The 24,686-nt window shown below is 75.2% G+C and carries 4 protein-coding genes (1 of these 4 cut by a window edge); 3 read left to right on the top strand and 1 reads right to left on the bottom strand.

The window, feature by feature from the left end:
* The 3 genes in view from O7634_RS29140 to O7634_RS29130 are tightly spaced (each overlapping or abutting the next) and all read left to right on the top strand, a layout consistent with a single transcriptional unit that may run on beyond the window.
* Window positions 1-8,508, top strand: partial view of an SDR family NAD(P)-dependent oxidoreductase gene (locus tag O7634_RS29140; protein WP_278153335.1) — the 3' portion only. Its footprint begins 2,835 nt before the window's first position; only the last 8,508 of its 11,343 coding nucleotides appear in the window; the start codon falls outside the window, past its left edge; it ends in the stop codon at window positions 8,506-8,508.
* The gene (locus tag O7634_RS29135) at window positions 8,505-20,228 is read left to right on the top strand and encodes an SDR family NAD(P)-dependent oxidoreductase (RefSeq protein ID WP_278153334.1); all 11,724 of its coding nucleotides are present in this window, start codon (window positions 8,505-8,507) and stop codon (window positions 20,226-20,228) included. Before O7634_RS29140 ends, O7634_RS29135 begins: the two co-directional genes overlap by 4 nt.
* A complete protein-coding gene (locus O7634_RS29130) occupies window positions 20,218-23,916 on the top strand; it encodes a beta-ketoacyl synthase N-terminal-like domain-containing protein (RefSeq protein ID WP_278153333.1) in 3,699 nt (1,232 codons plus the stop codon). Before O7634_RS29135 ends, O7634_RS29130 begins: the two co-directional genes overlap by 11 nt.
* On the opposite strand, the gene O7634_RS29125 is transcribed toward O7634_RS29130, so the two are convergent.
* Window positions 23,885-24,673, bottom strand: coding sequence for an alpha/beta fold hydrolase (locus tag O7634_RS29125; RefSeq protein ID WP_278154109.1), 789 nt, complete (start codon window positions 24,671-24,673; stop codon window positions 23,885-23,887). The two genes, O7634_RS29130 and O7634_RS29125, sit on opposite strands and share 32 nt — an antisense overlap.
* Window positions 24,674-24,686: the final 13 nt, after the last annotated feature.

Below are 24,686 nucleotides of genomic sequence, written 5' to 3'. Positions count from 1 at the left end.
GCGACGCTGTATGAGCGGTGGGGTCACGCGCCGGCGACGAGTCCGCACTGTGCGTTGGGGTCGGTGAAGAGCAATGTGGGGCATCTGGAGACGGCCGCCGGGATGGCGGGGTTGACGAAGGTGCTGTTGGGGATGCGGCACCGGCGGTTGCCGGGGAATCTGCACGTGAACTCGCTGAATCCGTACATCCGGTTGGACGGGACGCCGTTCGCGGTGTTGGACCACACCCGGGACTGGGACAGCGGTGGGGTTCCGCGTCGGGCGGGCATTTCCGGGTTCGGCTACGGCGGGGTGAACGCCCACCTCGTGTTGGAGGAGCACGTGGCACCCGTCGAGGCGACGACGCCCAGCGGGCCGCAGGTGATCACCCTGTCCGCCAGGACCCCCGACCGCCTCACCGCCGTCGCGCAGCGGCTCGCCGCGCACCTCGACAACGCGCGCCCGGCGCTGGAGGACGTGGCGTACACCCTGCGGGTCGGTCGGGAGCCCATGGCCGAGCGGCTCGCGGTGGTGGCCCGGGACGTCGACGAGGCGCGGGCGGCGCTGGACGCGTTCGTCGACGGCGAGCCGGCCGTTCCCGGCGTCTTCCGCAGCCGTGCCGTGCCCCCGTCCGCGAACGGCCACGCCGCCGACCACGGCGTCGGGCGTGGCGTCGACGCCCGGGTCAACGGCCACGTCGTGGTCACCGTGCCGCCCGAACCGGGCCTCGCCACGGCGAACGGCCACTCGCCGGACGACCACGCCGCGGCGGTCGCCATCGCCTGGGCGCACGGTGACGACCCGGCCGGGACGCCCCCGGGACGGCGGATCTCGCTGCCCACCTACCCGTTCGCCGGGGACCGGTACTGGGGCGCCGACCTGCCGGTGCCCCGGGCGACCGGCCCGACCGACAGGGAACCGCCCGCGCCGACGTTGCTGCGCCAGGTCTGGGAACCGGCCACCGCCCGCCCCGCCCCCACCGAGCCCGCCCACGCCACAGTGGTGCTCGCCGACGACGGGCGGTTGGCCGAGGACTATCTGGCCGCCGACCCGTCCGCGGTGGTCGTGACGCCCGGCGCCGCGTACCGGCGCGCCGGTCGGCGCGTCACCGCCGACCCGCGCGACCCCGCGCACCTCGACCGGCTCCTCAGCGAGCTGGGCGGCCGGCTCGACGTGATCCACCTCTCCCGGGCGAGGCCGGCCCCCGAGCGGGTGGTCGACGAGGTGCTGCTGCCGCTGGTCGGGCTGCTCCGCGCCCTGCTGGGCCGCGACGCGCTGGAACGGCTCCGCCTGCTGTACGTGCACGCCGGCCCCGCCGCGCCCGCCGACACCGCGGTCGCGGCGGTGCTGCGCGGTCTCGCCCAGGAGGACAGCCGGTTCACCGGCCGGCGACTCGACGTCGCCGGTGTCGACGGCCGGCTGGCCGCCAGGTGCCGGGACGAGTTCGCCGCGCCGGACACCGTGGAGGTCCGGTACGCCGACGGCGTCCGGCACCGCCGGCGGCTGGTACCCGCCACGGCCGGCTCCGCGCCCGCCCTGCCGGTGCGCGCCGCAGCCGCGTACCTCGTCACCGGCGGCGCCGGCGGACTCGGCCGGATCATCGCCGACCACCTGCTGTCCCAGGCCGCCCGGGTGGTGCTGCTCGGCCGCTCCGCCGTCGGCGCGGAACTGCGCGGGTGGCTGGACGCCCGACCCGACGCGGCGTACCTGCGGGCCGACGTCACCGACGAGGCCGACCTGCGCGGGGCCGTCGCGACCGCCCGCGAGCGGTTCGGCCCGCTACGCGGCGTCGTGCACGCCGCCGGGGTCAACCGGGACCGCCTGCTCGGCGACACCGACGACGCCGGGATCCGCGCGGTGACGGCCGCCAAGGTGTACGGCACCGCAGTGCTGGACCGGGTCACCACCGACCAGCCGCTGGACTTCTTCGCGGTGTTCTCCTCGCTGGCCGGTGTGCTCGGCAACGCCGGGCAGACCGACTACGCGTACGCGAACGCGTACCAGGCCGCGTACGTGGCGGACCGGCAGGGCCCCGGACGAGGGGTGACGCTGCACTGGCCGCTCTGGGAGTCCGGCGGCATGTCGGCTCCGGGGGAGGCGGCCCGACGGGCCCGGGAACGGTTCGGCAGCCACCCGCTACCCACCGCCGAGGGCCTGCGCCTGTGGGACGAGGTGCTGGCGGGTGGGCACCCCGAGGCGGTGGTGCTGTACGGCACCCGGCCGCTGCGCTGGCACGCCGAGCTGATGTACGACAGCCCCGGCGCGGCCGTCGCCGTCCAGCGGCTCGACGCAACGGCCGTACCGTCGAACGGGTCGGCCGCGCCGGGCGAGCCGGTGCCGGCGGGCGAGCCGGCGGCACCGGTGGGCCGGATGCTGGCGGTGGTGCGGGAGGTGCTCGCCGGGCTGCTCCGCGTCGACCCGGCCGACCTCGCCGTCGACGCCGACCTCAACGACCTGGGCATCGACTCGCTCCTGGTCCGCCGGTTCAGCGACGAGCTGACCCGCCGGCTCGGCACGGTGCCCACCACCCTGCTGTACGAGCACCGCACGCCGGCCGCGCTGGCCGCCCACCTGGAGACCACCCACGGCGCACGAACCGCGGGGCCGGCGACGACCGCCCCGGTCGCGGTGCCGCCGCCGGTGGCGGAGCCGATCGCCGTCATCGGACTCGGTGGCCGGTACCCGCAGGCCGCCGACCTGGACGAGTTCTGGCGCAACCTGGCCGAGGGCCGCGACTGCGTCACCGAGGTGCCGGCCGACCGCTGGGACGTCGACAGGTACTACGACCCGGACCCGCTGCGGGCCGTCGACGGGAAGACCTACTGCCGCTCCGGGGCGTTCCTCGACGGGGTCGACCGGTTCGACCCGCTCTTCTTCGGCATCTCCCCGCGCGAGGCGGAGACCATCGACCCGCAGGAGCGGCTCTTCCTCCAGACCGCCTGGGCCACCTTCGAGGACGCCGGCTACCCCCGGCAGCGGCTGCGCGAACGGGGTGGACGCGTCGGCGTGTTCGCCGGCGCCACCACCTACACGTACCTGCTGTGGGGACCGGAGCGGTGGGCCAGCGGCGTCGCCGTGCACCCGCAGACAGCGCCGTGGTCGATCGCCAACCGGGTGTCGTACGTGCTCGGGCTGCACGGCCCCAGCATGCCCGTCGACACCGCGTGCTCGTCCTCGCTGACCGCCGTGCACCTGGCCTGCGCCAGCATCCGGCGCGGCGAGTGCGAGATGGCCCTGGCCGGCGGCGTCAACCTGTACCTGCATCCCAGCCGGTTCAGCACCCTCAGCCAGGCCCGGATGCTCTCGCCCACGCAACGGTGCCGCAGCTTCGGCGCCGGCGCCGACGGGTTCGTGCCCGGCGAGGGCGTCGGGGCGGTGCTGCTCAAACCGCTCTCCGCCGCCCTGCGCGACGGCGACCGGATACACGCCGTCATTCGCGGCAGCGCCGTCAACCACGCCGGGGCCACCCGGGGCTTCACGGTGCCCGACCCGAACGCGCAGGCCGACGTGATCCACGCCGCGCTGCGCGAGGCCGACGTCGACCCCGCGACCGTCACCTTCGTCGAGGCGCACGGCACCGGCACCGAGCTGGGCGACCCGCTGGAGGTGGCCGGCCTGACCAACGCGTTCCGTCGTACGACCGACGCCCGGGGCTACTGCGCTCTCGGCTCCGCGAAGTCGCTGATCGGGCACCTCGAGGCCGCCGCCGGGATCGCCGGACTGACCAAGGTGATCCTCCAGATGCGACACCGGCGTCTCGCGCCGACGCTGCACTGCGACCCGCCGAACCCGGGCTTCGACCTGGCCGGCACGCCGTTCGCCCTGCAACGCTCGCTCGCCCCGTGGACGACGCCGCCGGACGTCCCCCGCCGAGCCGGCGTCTCCTCGTTCGGCGCGGGTGGGGCCAACGCGCACGTCGTCGTCGAGGAGTGGGCTCCGGCGCCGACCGCGCCGGCACCGACGCCCGGACCGGAGGTCGTGGTGCTCTCCGCGCGCACCGAGGAGCGGCTGCGGGCGTACGCCGGTCGGCTCGCCGACCACCTGCGCGACGCCGCCCCGCCGGTGCCCGTGGACGAGGTACGCGCCGTCGCGGCGGCCGTACTGGGTCTCGCGGTGGACGAGCTGCCCGACGACGAGCCGCTCGACGAGCTCGGGGCCGACCCGGTGACGGTCGCGGAGATCACCGGGCGACTGCGCGGTCGGTACGGCTGGACGGGCGCGGTGCGCCCCACCGACACCGTCGGTGCGGTGACCGGTCGCCTGTCCGGCGGTGGCGCGCCGGCGATCCGGCTCGCCGACGTCGCGTACACCCTGCGCACCGGCCGGGAGGCGATGGCCGAACGCCTCGCCGTCGTCGCCGACGACCCGGCCGCGCTCGTCGAGGCGCTGGCCGGGTTCGCCGCCGGCGACGACTCCGGGGTCATCCGTGGCGGCGGCGACCCCGCCGCGCCGGGCGACGAGCCGGGGCGGCTGGCCCGCGCCTGGGTGGCCGGGCAGGACGTCGACTGGCCGACCGGCACGGGAGCCCTGATCAGCCTTCCGACCTATCCGTTCGCCGAGGCCCGGTGCTGGTTCGAGGAGACCGACGCGGACACCGACATCGATGCCGGCGCGGACACCGGCACACGCACCGAGTTGACCGGGCGCGAGTTCGTGCTCACCGACCACGTCGTGGCGGGGCGGCCCACGCTGCCCGCGGTGGCGCTGCTGGAGATCGCCCGCCGGGCCGCCGAGGCCACCGGCGACGGGCCGGTCCGGCGGCTCCGGGACGTCGTCCTCGCCCGCCCGGTCCAGATCGACGGCGCGCCGGTGTCGGTGCGGAGCACGGTGCGCGCGGTCGACGGCGGGCTGCGGGTCGAGTGGGAGGCCGACGGGAGGCCCTGCGGTCGCCTGCACGCCGAGACCGGCCCCGCGCCCGACCCCGGACGCGTCGACCTGGACGAGGTCCGCGCCCGCTGCGCCGACCGCCGCGACAGCGCTCCCTACTACGCGGCGTTCGACGCGGCCGGGCTGCGCTACGGGCCGTCGTTCCGGTCGCTGCGGGAGCTGCGGTGCGGGCCGGGCGAGGTGCTGGCCCGCCTGGAGTTGCCCGAGCCACGGCGCGCCGACACCGGGTACGAGCTGCACCCGTCGTTCCTGGACGGCGCGCTCCAGGCGGTCGCCGGGGCGTGGGACGCGCCACCGGGCGACGCCGCGCCGGTCTACGTGCCGTTCGCCGTCGCCGAGGTGGTGGTGGCCGGTCCCACGCCGCGGGCCGGGTACGCCCACGTGGTCGCCCGCGCCGAGACGCGCACCGAACGCCGCTACGACGTCCGCGTCACCGACGAGCACGGCGACGTGCGGGTCGAGCTGCGCGGCCTGGCGCTGCGCGCCGTACCCGTCGGCGACGGTCCGCTGTTCTTCGCCGGGGACTGGGTCGCGGCGTCCGCGCCCGAACCGGCCGCCGGACCGGTCCTGCTGCTCGACCACGACCGGCGCCGGGTCGCGCCCGGCACCGTGCTGGTCCGGCCCGGTGACCGGTACCGGGAGGTGGTGGCGGGAGCGGAGTACGAGGTGGACCCGCGCTCGGTGGACGACCACCGCCGGGTGCGCGAGGCGCTGTCCGCCCGGGGCGACGAACCCGTGGCGGTGCTGCACCTGTGGTCCCTGACCGCCGGGGCGGACGACGACCCGCTCGGGTCACTGCTGCCGCTGACCCGGGCGTGGGCGCGGTCGCGCACACCGATCCCACTGGTGTACGCCCACCCCACCGCAGCGCCGGAGGCCGCCGCGGTGGCCGGGTTCGCCCGTACCGTCCGGCAGGAGCAGCCGCACCTGGCGTTCACCACTGTGCGCCTCGACGACGACGCGGCGACCGACCCGCTGCTGCCGCGCCGGCTCGGCGGTGAGGGCGCTGAGGTCGAGGTCCGCTACCTCGGCGTACAGCGGGCGGTGTGGCGCTGGCGCGAGACGGCCGCCCCGGTCGGGGACGCGGCACCGGCCGGGACGGTGTGTCTGGTGACCGGCGGTCAGGGTGGCCTGGGCCGGCTGGTGGTCGAGCACCTGGTGGCCGGCGGCGCGCGGGTGGTGGCCGTGGGCCGGTCGACGCCGGACCGGGACTGGCTCGCGGGCCTGGGGCCGTCGGTGACGTTCGTGCGCGGCGACGTGTCGGTGCGGGCGGACGCGTTCGCCGTGGTGGCGGCGGCCCGGGAGCGCTTCGGCCGGGTGGACGTCGTCGTGCACGCCGCCGGGGTGCTGCGCGACGGCCTGGTCGCCGGCAAGTCGCCCGCCGACCTGGCCGCGGTGTGCGGTCCGAAGGTAGCCGGCGCGCGCTGGCTCGACGAGGCCACGGCGGATCTCGGCGTGGAACGCTTCGTGCTCTTCTCGTCGCTGGCGGGCGCCCTCGGCAACGTGGGGCAGGCCGACTACGCGTACGCGAACCGGTTCCTCGACGAGTTCGCGGCGTGGCGATCGACCCGGCGTCCCGGCGTGACGGTGTCGGTCGGCTGGCCGCTGTGGGACGGCGGCGGCATGACCGTCGACGCGGCCCTGCGCCAGCGCCTGTGGGAGACCGCCGGCACCCGACCACTGCCGCCCGCCGCCGGCCTGGCCGTCCTGGACGCCGTGCTGACCGGGGCGTCCGTCGACCCCCAGGTGCGTTTCCTGTACGGCGACACGGCCCGCCTGCGCGTCGGTCTCGGCCTGGCCGCCGCCCCGGAGTCGGCTCCCACCGCTCGGGCCGCCGAGCCGGTCCGGGTCGCGGCGGCACCGACTGCCGACGGCGGCGCGCTGCGCGTCGACGTGACGCGGGTCTGCGCCGACGTGTTGAAGGTGGACGTGGCCGAGTTGGACCCGGACGAGGACCTGTCCGCGTACGGACTGGACTCGATCCTGCTGATGACGCTGCTGAACCGTCTGGAGACGCGCTTCGACACAGTGGTCGAGCCCAGCGCCGTCAGCGAGCACCCGACGATCGCCGCCCTGGCGGCGTACCTGGCCCGGACCGTGCCGTCCGCGTCCCCGACCGGGCCGAGCACTGCGGGGCCGTCCGTCGACGCGTCCCCGGTCGCGGCCGTGTCTCCAACCGCGGGCCCGGAGCACGCGGTGGCGGTGGTCGGGATGGCGGGGCGCTTCCCCGGCTCCGCCTCGGTCCCGGCGTTGTGGGACAACCTGGTGGCCGGGCGGTGTCTGGTGTCCGAGGTGCCCGCCGACCGGTGGGACGTGGCGACGGTGTTCGATCCGACCCGGGAACGGCCGAACTCGTCGTACTCGAAGTGGGGCGGGTTCACCGACGGCGCGTTCGACTTCGACGCCGGCTACTTCCGCGTCGCCGAGGCGGACGCCCTGGTCATGGACCCGCACCACCGGCTGGTCCTGGAGTTGGCAGCGGAGCTGTTCGCCGACGCCGGGTACCGGCCGGACGAGGTGGCGGGTTCCCGGACCGGCGTGTTCATCGGCGGCGGCGAGAGCCCGTACCTGCGCGGACGCATCGCCGACCTGCCGCAACAGAGTCGCCGCAACGCCCTGGTGGGCGCCATCCCGAACATGATGGCCGCCCGGGTGTCCGACTTCTTCGACCTGCGCGGGCCGGCGCAGACCATCGACACCGCGTGCTCGTCCGCGCTGGTCGCCATCCACGCGGCCTGCCGCGCCCTGCGGTCCGGGGAGTGCGACATCGCCATCGCCGGCGGGGTGGAGCTGATCATCGGGTCGGACCTGCACGTCGGGTTCAGCGAGGCGGGCGCGTTGGCCCCCGACGGGGTGTGCGCGGTCTTCGACGAGAGCGCGAGCGGGCTGGTGCTCGGTGAGGGCGGCGGTCTGGTGCTGCTGCGCCGGTTGCCGGATGCGGTCGCCGACGGCGACCGGATCGCGGCGGTGGTGCGCGGCGGCGCGGTGAACAACGACGGCCGCACCATGGGCCTGACCGTGCCCAGCGTCGACGGCCAGGAGGCGGTGCTGCGCGCCGCCCTGGCCGACGCGGACGTGCCCGCCGGGTCCGTCGGCTACCTGGAGGCGCACGGCACGGGGACGTTGCTGGGCGACCCGATCGAGGTACGGGCGGCGACACGGGTGTTCGATGGCCGGTGCGGGATCGGGTCGGTCAAGTCCAACGTGGGCCACCTGATGCGCGCCGCCGGTGTGGTGGGCTTCGTCAAGGCGGTGCTCGCCGTCCAGACGGGGGTGTTGCCGGCGACGCTGCACTGCGTACGCCCGCATCCCCGGTTCCGGTTCGCCGAGTCGCCGTTCTTCCCGGTGACGTCGACCCAGCCCTGGTCGGCGGCCGACGGGTCGCCGCGCCGGGCCGGGGTGTCCGCGTTCGGGTTCGGCGGCACCAACGCGCACGTGGTCGTCGAGCAGTACCAGGGCCCGGCGGGCAACCGGTCGGCGCTGCCTCCGCCGCGCTTCGACCGCCGCCGCTACCGGCTCGACGAACCCGTCACGACTGCGCCAGACACCCTCGACGACCTCCTCGACCTGATCGAGGACGGGCACGTCGACCTGGACCACGCGGCGGCCACCGTCGTCCGGCTGAGCAAGGAGCGGGCATGACCACCGACATCCGTGCCGTACTCGCCGAGTTCCGGGCCGGCCGACTCTCCCGGGACGAGGCGAAGGCGCTCCTCGCCCCGACACCGACCACCCTCACCCGGCACTTCCGGCACGACGAGCCGTACCTCCGCGCCCACCAGGTCTTCGGGCGGCAGGTGCTGCTCGGGGTGACGCACTGCGCGCTCGCGGTGGAGCTGACCCGCGCCGAGGACGGCCCCCGGCACCTGCGCGGTCTGACCTTCCACGAACCGGTGGTGCTCGATGCGGGAACCGCCACCGAGGTGAGCGTCGCCGTCGTGGAGCGCGAGGGGCGACGGGTGGTCGAGAGCCGCTACCGGACCGGCGCGGAGTCCCGACTGAGCGTCACGGCGGAGCTGCGCGACGGCGACCGGCTCGCGGACCTGCCCACACTGGACCTCGACGGGCTGCGGGCGGGCACCGGCCGCGACGCCGGTCAACTCGCCGCCAACCCCCTGCTGGCCCGGGAGCCCGCGCTGCGCTGCGTCGAGCAGGTGTGGGTCGGCGACGGCGAGAGCCTCGGCGTGCTGCGCCTCTCCGCCGAGGCGCGGGACGCCCTGTCCGGGCTCGCCGTGCACCCGGTCCTGCTCGACGGCGGGTTCGTGACCGGCGCCGCCGCGGTGGACGAGGCGATCCTGCTGCCACCGGGGTCCCCGGGCATGTGGGTGCCGGTGGCGATCTCCGCCGTGCACGGGTCCGGGCCGCTACCCGAGGTCTGCCACTGCCACGCCCGCGTACGCCGGGCCGACGCCCACGCCCTCACCATGGACCTGGTGCTGACCGACGAGTCGGGCCGGCCGCTGCTCGCCGTCGACGGCTTCACCTTCCGCCACGTCCGCGACACCCAGTTGTTCACCGCCGCCGCGTCGGAGGTGCCGACGGCTTTCCTCGGGGTGCCGGCGGCCTCCCTCGGGGTGCCGGCGGGGAGCGGGGACGACCTGGCCGGTCGAGTCGAGGCGTACCTGGCCGGGCTGGTCGCCGGGCACCTCGACGTCGATCCGGGGACGCTGGACCGGACGGCGAACTTCATGGAGCTGGGCGTGCAGTCCGGCGAGCTGATCGACCTCACCCGCCGCATTGAGGACGACCTCGGTGTGGAGTTGTATCCGACGTTGTTCTTCGAGCAGCAGTGTCTGGCGGAGTTGTCGGCGTACTTCGTCGCGGAGCACGCGTCGGTGGTGGGGGAGCGGTTGCCGGTGTCGGCCCCGCCGGAGCCGGCTTCGTCCGGGTCGGCTTCGTCCGGGTCGGTCCCGCTGGAGCCGGCTTCGGTCCGTGCGGCCGTGCCGCAGCCGGCTCCGGTTCGTGCGGCCGTGTCTGGGCCTTCGGCTGCATCGCGTCCGTCTGGTCTGTCGGGTGCGGTGGCGGTGGTGGGGATGGCGGGGCGGTTCGCGGGTGCGTCGGATGTGGGTGGGTTGTGGGGGAATTTGGTGTCGGGTGTGGATGTGGTGAGGGAGGTGCCGGGGGGTCGGTGGGATTGGCGGTTGTGGTTTGACGTGGATCGGTCGGTGGCGGATCGGTCGTATGGGCGGTGGGGGAGTTTCCTGTCGGGGGTGGACAGGTTTGATGCGGAGTTTTTTGGTGTGTCGCCGCGGGAGGCGGTGTGGCTTGATCCGCAGGTGCGGTTGTTGTTGGAGGTGGCGTACGAGGCGTTCGAGGATGCGGGGTGCGCGGGGCGGATCAGGGGCACCCGCACCGGCGTCTACCTCGGGGTGTCGTTCCACGAGTACTGGGACGAGATCGTCCGTGCGCGCGTACCCATCCAGGACTACCAGGCGGTCACCGCCGTACCGTCGGCGCTGGCCGGACGGCTCTCCTACGTCTTCGACCTACAGGGCCCGAGCGTGCCGGTGGACAACGCCTGCGCGTCGTCGCTGACCGCGTTGCACCTGGCGGTACGCGCGCTGCGCGCGGGCGAGTGCGACAGGGCCGTGGTCGCCGGCTCGAACCTGCTGCTGAGCCCCCTGCACTACGTCTACACCGCGAAGGCGCAGGCGCTGTCGCCCACCGGGCGGTGCCGGCCGTTCGACGCGGGCGCGGACGGTTACGTGCCGGGTGAGGGCGTCGCCGTGCTGGTGCTGCGCCCCCTGGAGCAGGCGCTTGCCGACGGTGATCGGGTCCTCGCTGTCGTGCGCGGGTCGGCGACCAACCATGTGGGTCGGTCGAACAGCCCGACCGCGCCGCGGCCGGAGTTGCAGGCGCGGGTGCTGACCGAGGCGTGGGCCGATGCCGGGGTGTCACCGGGCGAGCTGGGTCTGCTGGAGGCGCACGGTACCGGCACGCTGTTGGGTGACCCGATCGAGGTGCGGGCGCTGCGCGCCGCGTTCGGTGACGAGGGTCGGCCGGGTGGCTGCGTGCTCGGGTCGGTGAAGGCGAATCTCGGGCACCTGGAGGCGGCGGCCGGTGTCGCCGGGGTGATGCGGGCCATCCTGTCGCTGCGTCACGAGAAGATCCCGGCGATGGCCGGCTGGAAGGAGCCGAACCCCTTCCTCGACCTGGACGGCTCGCCGTTCGTCATCAACAGCGCGACGGTGCCGTGGCCGGCCACCGACGGGGTGGTGCGCCGCGCGGGCATCAGCTCGTTCGGGATGTCCGGCAGCAACACGCACGTGGTGATCGAGGAGCCGCCGCGTACGCCCGTTCCGCGGCGGCCGGAGGGTGGGCAGTTGCTTGTCGTGTCGGCGCGGACCGCCGAGCGGTTGACGGCGCACTGCGGACGGCTGGCCGAGGCGTTGCGCGCGAACCGGCCGCACCTGGCCGACGTGGCGTGGACGTTGCAGGCCGGCCGGGAGGCGTTCGAGCACCGCGCCGCGATCTGGGCCGACACCCTCGACGAGGCCATCGAGGCACTCGGCGCGCCGCCCTGGACCGGCCGGGTGCCCACCGGGACGCGACCGGCGCGGGTCGCCACGCGTCCGGGCGCCGACCGGCAGACCTGGGAGCAGTGGGCGCGGGAGTGGACGGCCGGCGCCGACGCCGACTGGACGGCGGCCTGGCCCGCCGCGCACCCGCCGCTGACCGAGCTGCCCGCCTACCCGTTCAGCCCGGACCGCTACTGGGTCCCGGAGGACTACACGCACACCCCGCCGTCGGACAGCCGGCCCTTCACCGTGCGGCTGGGCCCGGAGGACGCCGTCCTGGCCGACCATGTCGTGCGGGACGTGCCGGTGCTGCCCGGCGCCGCGCAGCTCGAATTCGCCCGCGCGGCCGGCGCCGCCGCCGGACCGGTCACCGGGCTCGCCGACGTGGTGTGGCTGCGCCCCGCCGCGGGCGCGACGCAGCGGATCACCGTGGAGTTGACCACCGGCGCGGACAGCGCCGGGTTCGTGGTGGCCGACGGCGACGGTATGAGGTTCAGCCAGGGCCGCGTGCTGTACGGGGACTTGCCGGACCCCGCTCCGGTGGACGTGGCGGCCGTCCTCGCCCGCTGCGACCGGCAGCGTGACGGCGGGTCCGCGTACCGGGCGTTCGCGGCGGCCGGCCTGCGGTACGGGCCGCTGTACCAGGCCGTCGAGCGGCTGCACAGTGGCGATGCCGAGGCCGTCGCCGAGCTGCGCCTGCCGCCCGACCTGGTCGCCGACCGCTGGGTGCTGCATCCCGGCCTGCTCGACTCCGCCTTCCAGAGCATCGTCGGTCTGCTTCCCGAGGCGTCGCCGGGCGGTGCGGCGCCCCTCTACGTACCCTTCGCGGTTCGGCGGGTCGAGGTGTTCGCCCCGCTGCCGACCCACTGCCTCGCGGTGGCCACCTGGTCCGACGGACGCCGCCCGGACGACGGCACGGCCGCCTTCGACATCACCGTCGTCGACAGAACGGGCCGTCCGCTCGTCGTGGTACGCGGCCTGACGCTGCGCAACCTGACGCCGTCCGCTGACGCGCAGCCGGCGGTGGCGGCGGACACCGACGTCGCGCCGACCGTCCGGTTCGTGCCGGAGTGGACGCCCGCGCCGACGGCCGGGCGCCGCCCGGTCGGGCACGTGGTGGTCCTCTCCGACCGGAGCGTCCCGGACGACCTGCCCGGCTGGGACGCGGCCCGCGTCACCCGGGTGACGGTGGGCGCGGCCCGCACCGAGCGGCCCGACGGCGACGTCCGGGTCGGCGACGGCGACGACATGGCGCGGCTCTGGGAGCGGCTCTGCGCCCGGGGCACGCCGGACACCGTCGTCTACGCCGCAGACCGGACCGAGGGTTGCGCCGAGGAGTGGGTCCAGCGGGTGTTCGCCCTGGTGCGGGCCGTGGCGCGGACCCGGGTCGACGCCGTGGTACGGATCGTGGTGGCGCACCCGGGAACCGTCGAGGGCGTCGCGCTCGGCGGCCTCGCCCGCTCGGTCGCGATGGAGTGCGGCTGGCTGCGGATGCGGACCGTGGACGTCGGGGACCTGCGCGGGTCCGACCTCTTCGCGGCGCTGTGGCCGGAGATCAGTGGCGACGACACGACCGTCGAGGTCCGCACGGACGGTGTCGTACGCCAGGTGTTGACCTACCGGCGGGGCGCCCCGCTCGGCGGCGCCGCGTCGATGTCGCCGGGCGACGTGTACGTGGTGTCCGGCGGCCTGGGCGGCCTGGGCCGGCTCGTGGTGCGGTTCCTCGTCGAGCGGCACGGCGCGCGGGTGGGCGTGCTGAGCCGGTCGGACCCGGACGCGGCGAGCCGGCAGTGGCTGGCTGGCTTCGGTGACGCGGTGACGCTGGTACGGGCGGATGTGTCGGTGCGCGCGGACGTCCTCGCCGCGGTGGCCGAGGTGCGGGAGCGCTTCGGCCGGGTGGACGCTGTCGTGCACGCCGCCGGGGTCCTGCGGGACGGCTGGGTACGGGACAAGTCCTGGGCGGACGTCCAGGCCGTGCTGGCGCCGAAGGTGTCCGGCGCGGTGTGGTTGGACGAGGCCACCGCCGCCGACGACCTGAAGGTCTTCGTCGGGTTCTCCTCGGTCGCCGGGCTGGCGGGCAACCCCGGTCAGGGCGACTACGCGTACGCCAACCGGTTCCTCGACGAGTTCCTGCGGCGGCGGGCCGGGCGCGGCGTGTCGGTGGTCTGGCCGTACTGGGCGGACGGCGGCATGCGCGCCGACGAGAACGCCCTGCGTGCCATGGAACGCGCCACCGGTCTGGTCCCGCTGCCGACAGCTACCGGCCTGGACATCCTGCGCCGGGCGATGGCCGGCGACGAACCGCGAGTGATCGAGCTGTGCGGCGACCCGGATCGGCTGGCTGACTGGCTGACCGGCGGGCCGCCGCCGGAGGTCGCGCCGCCGGCCGCCGGCGACGTCACTGCCGACGTGCTCGCCTCGGTACGCCGGGACGTGGCCCGCGCCGCCGCCACGGTGCTCGGGATGCGCGCCGGCGACCTGGAGATCGAGGCGGATCTCAGTGACTTCGGCTTCGACTCGGTGACCTTCACCGAGCTGGCCACCGCCCTGAACGACATGCTCGGCCTGAGCCTGCTGCCGTCGGTGTTCTTCGAACACCCGACGTTGGCCGCGCTCGCCGAGACGATCGTCGCCGGTGACACCGATCGGCTCGCCGCCCACTACGGCCACGAGCCGCCGCAGCCCGCGCCGCCTCGCACGGTGACCGAGCGCCGGCCGCCGACACCGGCCAGGACGCAGGAGGACGCCGGGTCCCGGTCGCCGACGCCCGTCGTGACGCCGGAGTCCGCCGCGCCGGCCGTGACGCCCGCGCCGGCCGTGACGTCCGCGTCCGTCCCGCGTCGGCCGCCGGTGGCCGCGCCCGCCGGGACGCCCACGCTCGCGGACGCCGTCGCGATCGTGGGCCTGGCCGGGGCGTTCCCCGGCTCGGACGACGCCGAGGGCTTCTTCGCCGACCTGGTCGCCGGCCGCGATCTGGTGGGCGAGGTCCCCGGCGACCGGTGGGACTGGCGACGGTGGGAGACCGACCCGGCCGGCAGGGGCCTGCGCTGGGGATCGTTCCTGTCCGACGTGGACCGCTTCGACCCGCGCTTCTTCGGCATCTCGGCAGCGGAAGCCAATCTGATGGACCCGCAGCAGCGGGTGTTCCTGGAGACGGTGTGGCGGGCGATCGAGGACGCCGGTTACCGGGCCTCGGACCTGGCCGGCACCGACACCGGGCTGTTCGTCGGCGTCAGCGGCATGGACTACGCCGACCTGCTGCGGAGCGCGCCCGGCGACATCCAGGCGCACAGCTCGACCGGGATGGCGCACGCCATGCTCGCGAACCGGGTGTCGTTCCTGTTGGACCTGCACGGGCCGAGTGAGCCGGTGGACACCGCGTGTTCGGCGTCGTTGGTGGCGGTGCACCGGGCGGTGGCCAGCATCCAGCGCGGCGAGTGTGACGCGGCCATCGCCGGTGGCGTCAACGTGATCCTCAGTCCGCTGACCACACTGTCGTTCGGTCGCGCCGGGATGTTGGCGTCGGACGGTCGGTGCAAGGTGTTCGACGCCGCGGCTGATGGTTACGTGCGGGGTGAGGGTTGTGGGGCGGTGTTGCTCAAGCCTCTCCATCGGGCGGTGGCCGACGGGGATCACGTGTATGCGGTGATCCGGGGTAGCGCGGTGAATCATGGTGGTCGGGCGGCGTCGTTGACGGCGCCGAACACGGCGGCGCAGGCGCGGTTGGTCGTGCGGGCGTGGGAGCGCTCGGGTCTGGATCCGGCGTCGTGTTCGTTCGTGGAGACGCACGGCACGGGTACGGCGTTGGGTGATCCGATCGAGACGACCGCGCTGACGCGGGCGTTCGCGACGCTGTATGAGCGGTGGGGTCACGCGCCGGCGACGAGTCCGCACTGTGCGTTGGGGTCGGTGAAGAGCAATGTGGGGCATCTGGAGACGGCCGCCGGGATGGCGGGGTTGACGAAGGTGCTGTTGGGGATGCGGCACCGGCGGTTGCCGGGGAATCTGCACGTGAACTCGCTGAATCCGTACATCCGGTTGGACGAGACTCCGTTCGCGGTGTTGGACCACACCCGGGACTGGGACAGCGGTGGGGTTCCGCGTCGGGCGGGCATTTCCGGGTTCGGCTACGGCGGGGTCAACGCCCACCTCGTGTTGGAGGAGCACGTGGCACCCGTCGAGGCGACGACGCCCAGCGGGCCGCAGGTGATCACCCTGTCCGCGAAGACCCCCGACCGCCTCACCGCACAGGCCGAGCGGTTGCTGGCCTTCCTCGGCGGCGAGCCCGACCGTGCCGACCGACCGTCCGCGACACCCGTCGTCGAGGAGGTACGCACGCTCACCGCCGAGGTCACCGGCGTGTCCGCCGCCGACCTCGGCGTCGACGAGAACCTGTCCGAGTACGGCGTCGACCTGGTCACCCTCGCGCGGCTGACCGGACGGCTCAACCAGCGCTACGGCACGACGCTCGCCCCCGTCGACGGCAGCATCACCGCCCTGGCGGACCGCGTCCTCGACGCCACCACCGGGCAGACCCCGGCACCCGCCCCGGCCGACGTGGACCTGGGTCGGCTCGCCCACACCCTCCAGGTCGGTCGCGAGCCGATGAACGACCGCCTCGCCGTGATCGCCTCCAGCGTGCCCGAGCTGCGCGAGAAACTCGCCGCCCACCTGGCCGGCGAGGACCCCGACGGGGTACGCGTCGGCGGGGCCCAGCACACCGGCAGGGTGCTCGCCTCGATGCTCGACGGCGCCGAGGGGGAGCGGTTCGTCCGGGACCTCGCGACAGCCGGCCGCCTGCCCAAACTGGCCGAGCTGTGGGTGGCCGGTGGCGGCGTCGACTGGCGGCAACTGCATCCGTCCCCGCCGACCCGGATGTCACTGCCGACCTATCCGTTCGAGCGCCGCCGCTGCTGGGTCGACGTCCGGCCCGACCGCCCCGCTGACGAGCCGGAGCGGTCGGACCCGGCTGACGACACCACCGCGTACCTGGTGCGGGTCTTCGCCGCCGCGCTCGGCTGGCGGCCGGAGGAGATCGACCTGGACACCGGCTTCGACGAGTACGGTCTCGACTCGTTGCTGGCCCGCGAACTCACCGCCCGGCTGCGGGAGCGGTTCCCCGGGCTGTCGGCGACGGCGATGTTCGCCGAACGTGACCTGCGCGGCCTGGCCCGGCACCTCGCCGCGCGGGACACCGTCGGCGTACCGGCCGCCGCGCCCGCCGTCACCGACCGGCCGGGCGATGCCCCACCGGACGCCGCCGCGTCGCCGGTCGGGGTGGAGCCGATCGCGATCGTCGGGGTCAGCGGTCGCTATCCCGGCTCGCCCGACCTGGACGCCTACTGGCGCAACCTGGCCGAGGGCCGGGACTGCGTCACCGAGATCCCCGCCGACCGCTGGGACCACGCGCGCTTCGCCGCGCTCGCCGGTGGCAAGCCCTACTGCCGGTGGGGCGGCTTCCTGGACGACGTGGACGCGTTCGACCCGCAGCTGTTCGCGATCTCGCCGCTGGAGGCGCGCTACCTGGACCCGCAGGAGCGGCTCTTCATCCAGGCGGTGTGGGAGTGCTTCGAGGACGCCGGCTACCCGCGTCGCCGTCGTGGCGCAGGCGCCGGCACGGGAGCGCCGATCGGCGTGTTCGCGGGCGTGACCTACAACAACTACCAGCTGTACGCGGCCGAGTCGGGCCAGGAGTGGACACCGGTCAACTCGCAGTCGTTCGGCATCGCCAACCGGGTGTCGTACCTGTTCGACCTGGGCGGCCCCAGCATGGTGCTGGACACCGCCTGCTCCTCCTCGCTGTACGCGGTGCACCTGGCGGTGGAGAGCATCCGCCGGGGCGAGTGCGCGGCCGCTGTCGCCGGGGGCGTCAACCTGTCGCTGCACCCCAGCAAGTACGTGACCCTCACCGAGGGACAGTTCACCGCCGGCGACGGTCGCTGCCACTCGTTCGGGGCCGGCGGCGACGGCTACGTGCCCGCCGAGGGGGTGGGCGCGGTGCTGCTCAAGCCGCTGTCGGCGGCGCTCGCCGACGGTGACCGGATCGAGGCCGTCATCCGCGGCTCGGCGGTCAACCACGACGGACGCACCTTCGGCTTCAGCGTGCCGAACCCGAGAGCGCAGGCCGCCCTCGTCCGAACCGCGCTCGACCGGGCCGGGGTGCCGGCGTCGACGATCAGCTACGTCGAGGCGCACGGCACCGGCACCAGCCTCGGCGACCCGATCGAGGTGCGGGGGTTGACCGAGGCGTTCGGGGCCGAGCGGACCGGCTTCTGCGCGATCGGCTCGGCGAAGTCCGTCATCGGGCACGCCGAGGCCGCCGCCGGCATCGCCGCGCTGACCAAGGTGATCCTCCAGTTGCGGCACGGCCACCTGGCGCCCGCGCCGACCCGGTCCGACCGGGTCAACCCCGAGATCGACTTCGCCGCGACGCCGTTCGTCCTGCAGGACACGCTGGCCCCGTGGCGACGACCGGTGGTGGGCGGGCGAACGGTGCCGCGCCGCGCCGGGATCAGCTCGTTCGGGGTGGGCGGGGTCAACGTGCACCTCGTGGTCGAGGAGCCGCCCGCGCCACCGGAACGGCCCGCCGACGAGCCGGGGCCGGAGCTGCTGTGCCTGTCCGCGCGGACCGAGGCCAGCCTGCGCGAGTACGCCGCCGTGCTCGCCGCGTACCTCCGGGAGACCAGGCCCCGGCTGTCCGACGTCGCGTACACCCTGCGGACCGGGCGGGAGGAGCTGACCGAGCGGGCCGCGTTCGTGGCGGCGGACCCGGACAGCGCCGCACGGATGCTCGACGCGCTGAGCGCCGGCACCCCCGCTCCCGGGCTCGTCCGTGGTCAGGTGGGTGGTGACGGGCCCCTTCCCGGGGCGCCCGAGGCGCAGGCGTGGGTGGCCGGCGGCGCGGTGGAGTGGACCCGGCCCGCCGCGCGCCGGATTCCGCTGCCCACCTACCGGTTCGCCCGGGAGCGGTACTGGATCGTCGATCGCCAGCGAACCGCGCCGCCCGCGCCGGCTGTCCCGGCCGCGCCTGCTGTCGCATCGGCCGCGCCGGCCGCGCCGGCTGTCGCTCCCGCCTCGGGAGGGCTGGAGGATCGGGTGCGGAACCTGGTGGGCGCGCTGCTCGGGTTCGCCCCCGACGCGCCGCCCGACGTCCGTACCGGCTTCTTCGACCTCGGCCTGGACTCGGTGCTGGCCACCCGGCTGACCAACCACCTGGAGGAGGAGCTGGGCGTCGAGCTGTACCCGAGCGTCCTGTTCGACCACCCCACGGTGACCGAGCTGGCCGCGTACCTGTCCAGCGTGCTGCCCGACCAGACGACCGGGACGACCGGGGAGGGCGTCGAGACGGTGCGCTACCGCGTCGGCTGGGAGCCGGTCGACCCGCTGCCCGCGACGGCTGCCACCGACCGGCTGCTGCTCTTCGACGTCGACGCGACGGTGCACGCCGCCGCGCCGGCCGGATCGGTGCTGGTCCTCCCCGGCGACGGCTTCACGCGGCTGGCCGACGACCGGTTCGCGGTACGCCCGGACTCCGCCGCCGACCACGAGCGGCTGGTGACCGAGCTGCGCCGGTCGCCGGCCGGCCTGCCGGAGCGGGTGGTGCACCTGTGGTCCCGGGGCGCGCGGGCCGACACCGCGCTGCGCGACGGTCCACTGGCGGTGCTGACCGCCGTCCGCGCGGTGCTGCGCGCCGCGCCCGACGCGGAGCTGCGGTTGCTGCACGTCTACCCGTACCACGGGGACCGGCCCGACCCGGCGGCCGAGTCCACCGGCGGCCTGGTCCGCAGCGTCGGGCACGAGAGCCCACGGCTGCGGTGCGCCTCGGTCGGCATGCCGGTGGACGATCCCGCCGGCGTGCTCGCGCGCTGCGCCGCGGAGTTCACCGTCACCGACCACGACGAGCGGGAGGCCCGGTACGCCGACGGCCGGCGCTGGCTCCGCCGGCTCCGCGAACTGTCGCCCGTGCCCACCGACGCCCCACCGGTACGCCCCGACGGCGTCTACCTGATCAGCGGCGGCGCTGGCGGCCTGGGCCTGATCTTCGCCCGGCACCTCTGCGCCGCGTACCGGGCCACCGTCGTGCTGGTGTCCCGGTCGCCGCTCGACGCGTCCCGCCGTGCGGAGCTGGCCGACCTGGGCGAGCGGGTGTGTCACCTGCGCGGCGACGTCACCGACGCCGGTGACGTCGAGCGGGTGGTGACCGAGGTGCGCCGCCGCTTCGGCCGCCTCGACGGCGTGCTGCACGCGGCCGGCACGCTGCGCGACAGCCTGCTGGTCAACAAGACCGACGAGGAGGTCCGCGAGGTGCTCGCGCCGAAGGTGTCCGGCGCGCTGCACCTGGACCGGGCCACCGCCGGCGACGACCTCGACTTCTTCGTGGTGTTCTCGTCGCTGGCCGCGCTGGCGGGCAACGCCGGGCAGGCCGACTACGCGATAGCCAACCGGTTCCTCAACGCCTTCGCCGACGCCCGGGAGCACGAGCGCCGGGCCGGCCGCCGACGTGGACGTTCGGTGGCGGTGGTGTGGCCGTTCTGGCGGGCCGGCGGCATGGGGGTGGACGAGGAGACCGCCCGGCTCGTCCGCCGCCGCCTCGGCCTCGCCCAGCTCGACACCGCGACCGGCCTCGCCGCCTTCGACGCGGCGCTGACCAGCGGGTACGCCGAGGCCGGCGTGGTCCAGGTCGAACGGAGCAAATTCGAGCGGCTGCTCCCGGTGCTGCCGGCCGACGTCGGCGACGACGAGCTGGCCGCCGACATCGCGGCGATGCCGCTGACCGACGTGGCCGAGGAGTTGGAGCGGTTGCTCGGCGAGCTGACCGGAGGGGACCCCATCGATGTCTCATGAGCTGCTGCTGCGACGCTCCCTGCACGCCATCCGGGAGCTGCGCCGCGAACTGGACCAGCGCGCAGCCGCCGACGACCGGGCCGGCGGGCCGATCGCCGTCACCGGGATGGGCTGCCGATTCCCGGGCGGCGCGGACAGCCCGGCGGCGTTCTGGCGGCTGCTGGCCGACGGGCACGACGCGGTGGTGCCGGTGCCGCCCGGCCGGTGGGCCGGCGACCACCTCGACCCGGACCCCGACGCGCCCGGCGCCACCTACACCGACCGGGGCGGCTTCCTGCGCGAGGACATCCTGGAGTTCGACGCGGACCTGTTCGGCGTACCGGCCGGCGAGGCGGCCGAGATGGACCCGCAGCACCGCCTGCTGCTGGAGGTGAGCTGGGCGGCGCTGGAGTCGGCGGGAGTCGTGCCGGGCGGCCCGGACGGCGAGCGCACCGGCGTGTTCGTCGGGATCTCCGGCTCGGAGTACGCCATGCTGCCGCGCCCGGCCGCCGGGATCGGCCCGTACACGGCCACCGGCGCGACGGTCAGCATCGCCGCCGGGCGCATCGCGCACGCGCTGAGCCTGCGCGGTCCCGCCCTGGCGGTGGACACCGCGTGCTCGTCGTCGCTGGTGGCCGTGCACCTGGCGGTGGAGAGCCTGCGCCGGGGCGAGTGCGACAGCGCGCTCGCCGGTGGGGTCAACGCGCTGATGTCGCCGGGCAACTTCATCGTGCTGAGCAAGATGCGGGCGCTGGCCCGCGACGGCCGGTGCAAGACGTTCGACGCGGCGGCCGACGGCTACGTGCGCGGTGAGGGCTGCGGGATGGTGGTGCTGCGCCGGCTGGCCGACGCGCGGCGGGACGGTGATCCGGTGCTGGCGGTGATCCACGGCAGCGCCGTCAACCAGGACGGGCGCAGCAGCGGCCTCACCGTTCCCAACGGCTCGGCCCAGCAGGCGGTGGTACGGCAGGCGGTACGGCAGGCCGGGGTGGCCCCGGGCGAGGTCGGCTACCTGGAGGCGCACGGCACCGGCACGCCGCTCGGCGACCCGATCGAGATGCACGCGCTCACCGAGGCGCTCGGCCCCGGCCGTACGCCCGAGAGGCCGTTGTGGATCGGCGCGGTGAAGCCGGCCATCGGGCACCTGGAGGCGGCGGCCGGCATCGCCGGGCTGATCAAGACGGTGCTGGTGCTCCAGCACGGCGAGATACCGCCCAACCTGCACCTCGACCGGCTCAACCCGCGCCTGGCGCCGGAGCGTATCCCGGCGCGGTTCCCGACCGCGCTGACGCCTTGGGACACCTCCGGCGAGCGCCGGGTGGCCGGGGTCAGCTCGTTCGGGTTCAGCGGCACCAACGCCCACGTCGTGCTCGCCGAGGCGGCACCGGCAGCGGCGGCCGAGCGCCGCCCGGGGCCGCACACCGCTGTGCTGTCCGCGCGTACCCCGGAGCTGTTGCGCCGGCACGCGGCGGACCTGGCGGCCTACCTGGAGGGCGAGCCCGGTCTCGACCTCGCGGACGTGTGCCACACGCTGGCCACCCGGCGGACGGTCTTCGCGCACCGCGCCGACGCGAGCGTGACCAGCCACGACGACCTTCTGACGTGGCTACGCGGCGTGGCGGCCGGCGCGCCCGACCGGACCGGCGGCGACCTGCCGCCGACCGCTCCGGGGCGTGCGGTGCCCCTTCCGGTACGCCCGTTCCAGCGGATCAGGCACGGCGGCCCGGTCGCCGCCACGCCTCCGGCCGCGCCGACGGTGTCCGCCGTGCCGCCGCTGCCCGGCCGCCGGGTGTCGTCGCCGCTGCCCACCGCGCAGTACGAGGCCCGGGTCGGCCGCGGCACGCTGCCGGAGCTGCGGGACAACAACGGGGTGCTGCACATCGGCTACTACCACGCGATGGTCGCCGCCGCCGTCCGCGACCTCTCCGGGTCCCGCAGCTACCTGCTGCGCGGCCTGGAGTTCGTCGAGGCGCTGCACCTCCCCGACGAGACCGAGCGGACCGTGCAGGTGACTGTGGAGCCCGCCGCCGACGGCGCGGAACGGCAGTGCGCCGTGCACAGCAGGCCGACCGGCGGCGGCGCGTGGAGCGTGCACCTGCGGGCGACGTTGTTCCCGGAGCCGACCACCACGCGGATGCTGACCACGGCGGCGGAGCGCGCCGAGCTGGCGAACCGGTGCCCACGTCCGGTGTCCCCCGACGACTTCCACGCCGACCTGCGCGAGCGCGGCTTCACCATGGGCCCCGCGGTGACCTGGATCGACCGGATCAGTGTGGGTGACGGCGAGTCTCTGGCCCGGTTCCGGCCCGCCGGGTCGGACGAGAACACCTGCGGGCTGGCGGTGCATCCCGGCGTGCTGGACGCGGCCGTGCAGCTCTTCGCCGCCGCCGGCCGGGAGCAGTTGGACGGGGACGCGTTCATCACCCGCCGCATCGCCGAACTGCTCGTGGTGGACCGGCCGGTCGCCGGGCCGCTGTGGGCGCACGCCGTCGTCCAGGAGGGGCTGCGCGGCGACCTCCTGGTCTTCGCCGACTCCGGCGAGCTGGTCGCGCGCGCCACCGGCGTGCAGATCACCCGGATCGACAACCGGCGGCGGGAGGAGCTGGCGCGGGAGGCGACCACCTACCGGTACGACGGCGACGCCGACACGGACGTCGTGGGCTACCTGACCGACACGGTCCGCGGTCTGCTCGCCGGGGAGAACCCGGAGGTGGACCGGCCGCTTGCCGAGTACGGGATGGACTCCCTCGCCGTGCTCGAACTGCGCCGCCGCATCACCGCCGACCTGGGGCACGACGTCCCGGTCGAGTACCTGCTCCAGGGTCCGTCGATCCGGGACCTCGCCGCCCTGCTGACCGGCTCCGGTGACGGCGGCGACCCCGGCGGCGCGTACGCCCGCGACTACGACCTGCGTCCCGAGTCGTGGCTGGTGCACGGCAGCGACCGGGCCGACGCGGACGTGCGGCTGTTCTGCGTGCCGTACGGGGTCAAGGGCGCCTCGCTCTACGCCCGCTGGGCGAAGCGGTTACCCGGGCACGTCGACGTCTGCCCGATCCAGTTCCCCGGCAAGGAGCAGCGGATACGGGAACGTCCGATCGCCGACCTCACCGAGGCGGTGGACGCCCTCGAACGGGTGCTCACCACCCGGCTCGACCGGCCCGTCGCGTTGTACGGGCACAGCGTCGGCGCGCTGGTCGCCTACCGGGTCGCCCGCCGGCTCAGTGGCACCGGCCGGGTCAGTCACCTCTTCGTCGGCGCGTACACCGCGCCCAGCGAGCAGCCGAACCCGGTGTACCGCCGGGTGATGGAGACCTTCAAGGTGTTCGGCTTCGACGACGTGCCGGCGCTGGAGGAGTTGGCCGGTGCGTCCGCGCGGGACCACGAGCGCTACGAGGCGTTCATCCGCACGGAGTTCGGCATCGACGTCGACGCCGAGGTGCGCGCCGCGGTGAAGCCGGTGGGGCTGGCCGACTTCCGGCTCGTGCACACCTACCGGCACGACCCGGACGAGCCGCCGCTGACGATTCCGGTGACCGCCTTCCACGGTGACCGGGACACCTTCGTCACCGAGGAGGAGATGCGGGCCTGGGGCAAGCTGACCACCGGCCCGTTCACCCTGGAGGTGGTGCCGGGCGACCACTTCTTCCTGCACGGCGACCAGGCCGAGGACCAGGTCGTCACGACCATCGCGCGGGAGCTGGGCCGGTGAGGCCGGTGTCCAGCGCGGCCAGGATGCCCCGGTTGGCGGCGGTCGCCACCGCCTCGCGGTGATCGTGCAGGAAGAAGTGCCCGCCGTCGAACATGTGTCGCCGCAGCGGACGGCTGGTCACCTCCTGCCACCCGGTCAGCTCCGGCTCGGTCGCGTCCGGGTCGCGTCGCCCGCCGAAGACCTCGACCGGGCAGTCCAGCGGGTCGCCGGGCCGGTGCGTGTAGCCGTCCATCGCCGCGATGTCGGCGCGCAGGATCCGCGCGTAGTGCGCCAGCAGGTCCGGGTCGGCGGCCACCTCGGCGGGAATGCCGCCGTACCGGCCGTTGAGGACCATCGCGAGTTCGAAGTCGGGCAGCTCCAGCAACGCGTCCGGACGGCGGCGGAACTGCGGCGCGCGCCGGGCCGCGACACCGAGCCAGACGGGTGGCGCGCCGGTGCGCCGTCGCCACTCGACGGCGGCCACGTACGCGGCCAGACCACCCATGCTGTGCCCGAACAGGGCCAGTGGCGCAGGCCCGAGCGGGGCCAGCGCGTCCACCGCGCCGGCCGCGAACTCCTCCAGGTCGGCGCAGAGCGGCTCGTCGCTGCGGTTGTCACGCCCGGGTGGCCGCACCACGCACACCTCGGCGCGCGGATCGAACGCCGTCGACCACGACCGGAACACCCCCGCGCCGGCGCCGGCGTTGGGGAACATGACCAGCCGGAACAGCGGGTCCGGTTGGGGGTTCAATCGCAGGAACCATCGACTCGGCCGCATCGGGGTCACCCGC

Source organism: Micromonospora sp. WMMD1120 (genome assembly GCF_029626235.1).
In the GTDB taxonomy this organism is placed as follows: Bacteria; Actinomycetota; Actinomycetes; order Mycobacteriales; family Micromonosporaceae; genus Micromonospora.
The sequence above is the reverse complement of the archived record's forward strand: the minus strand, read 5'-3'. Positions and strand labels throughout refer to the sequence as shown.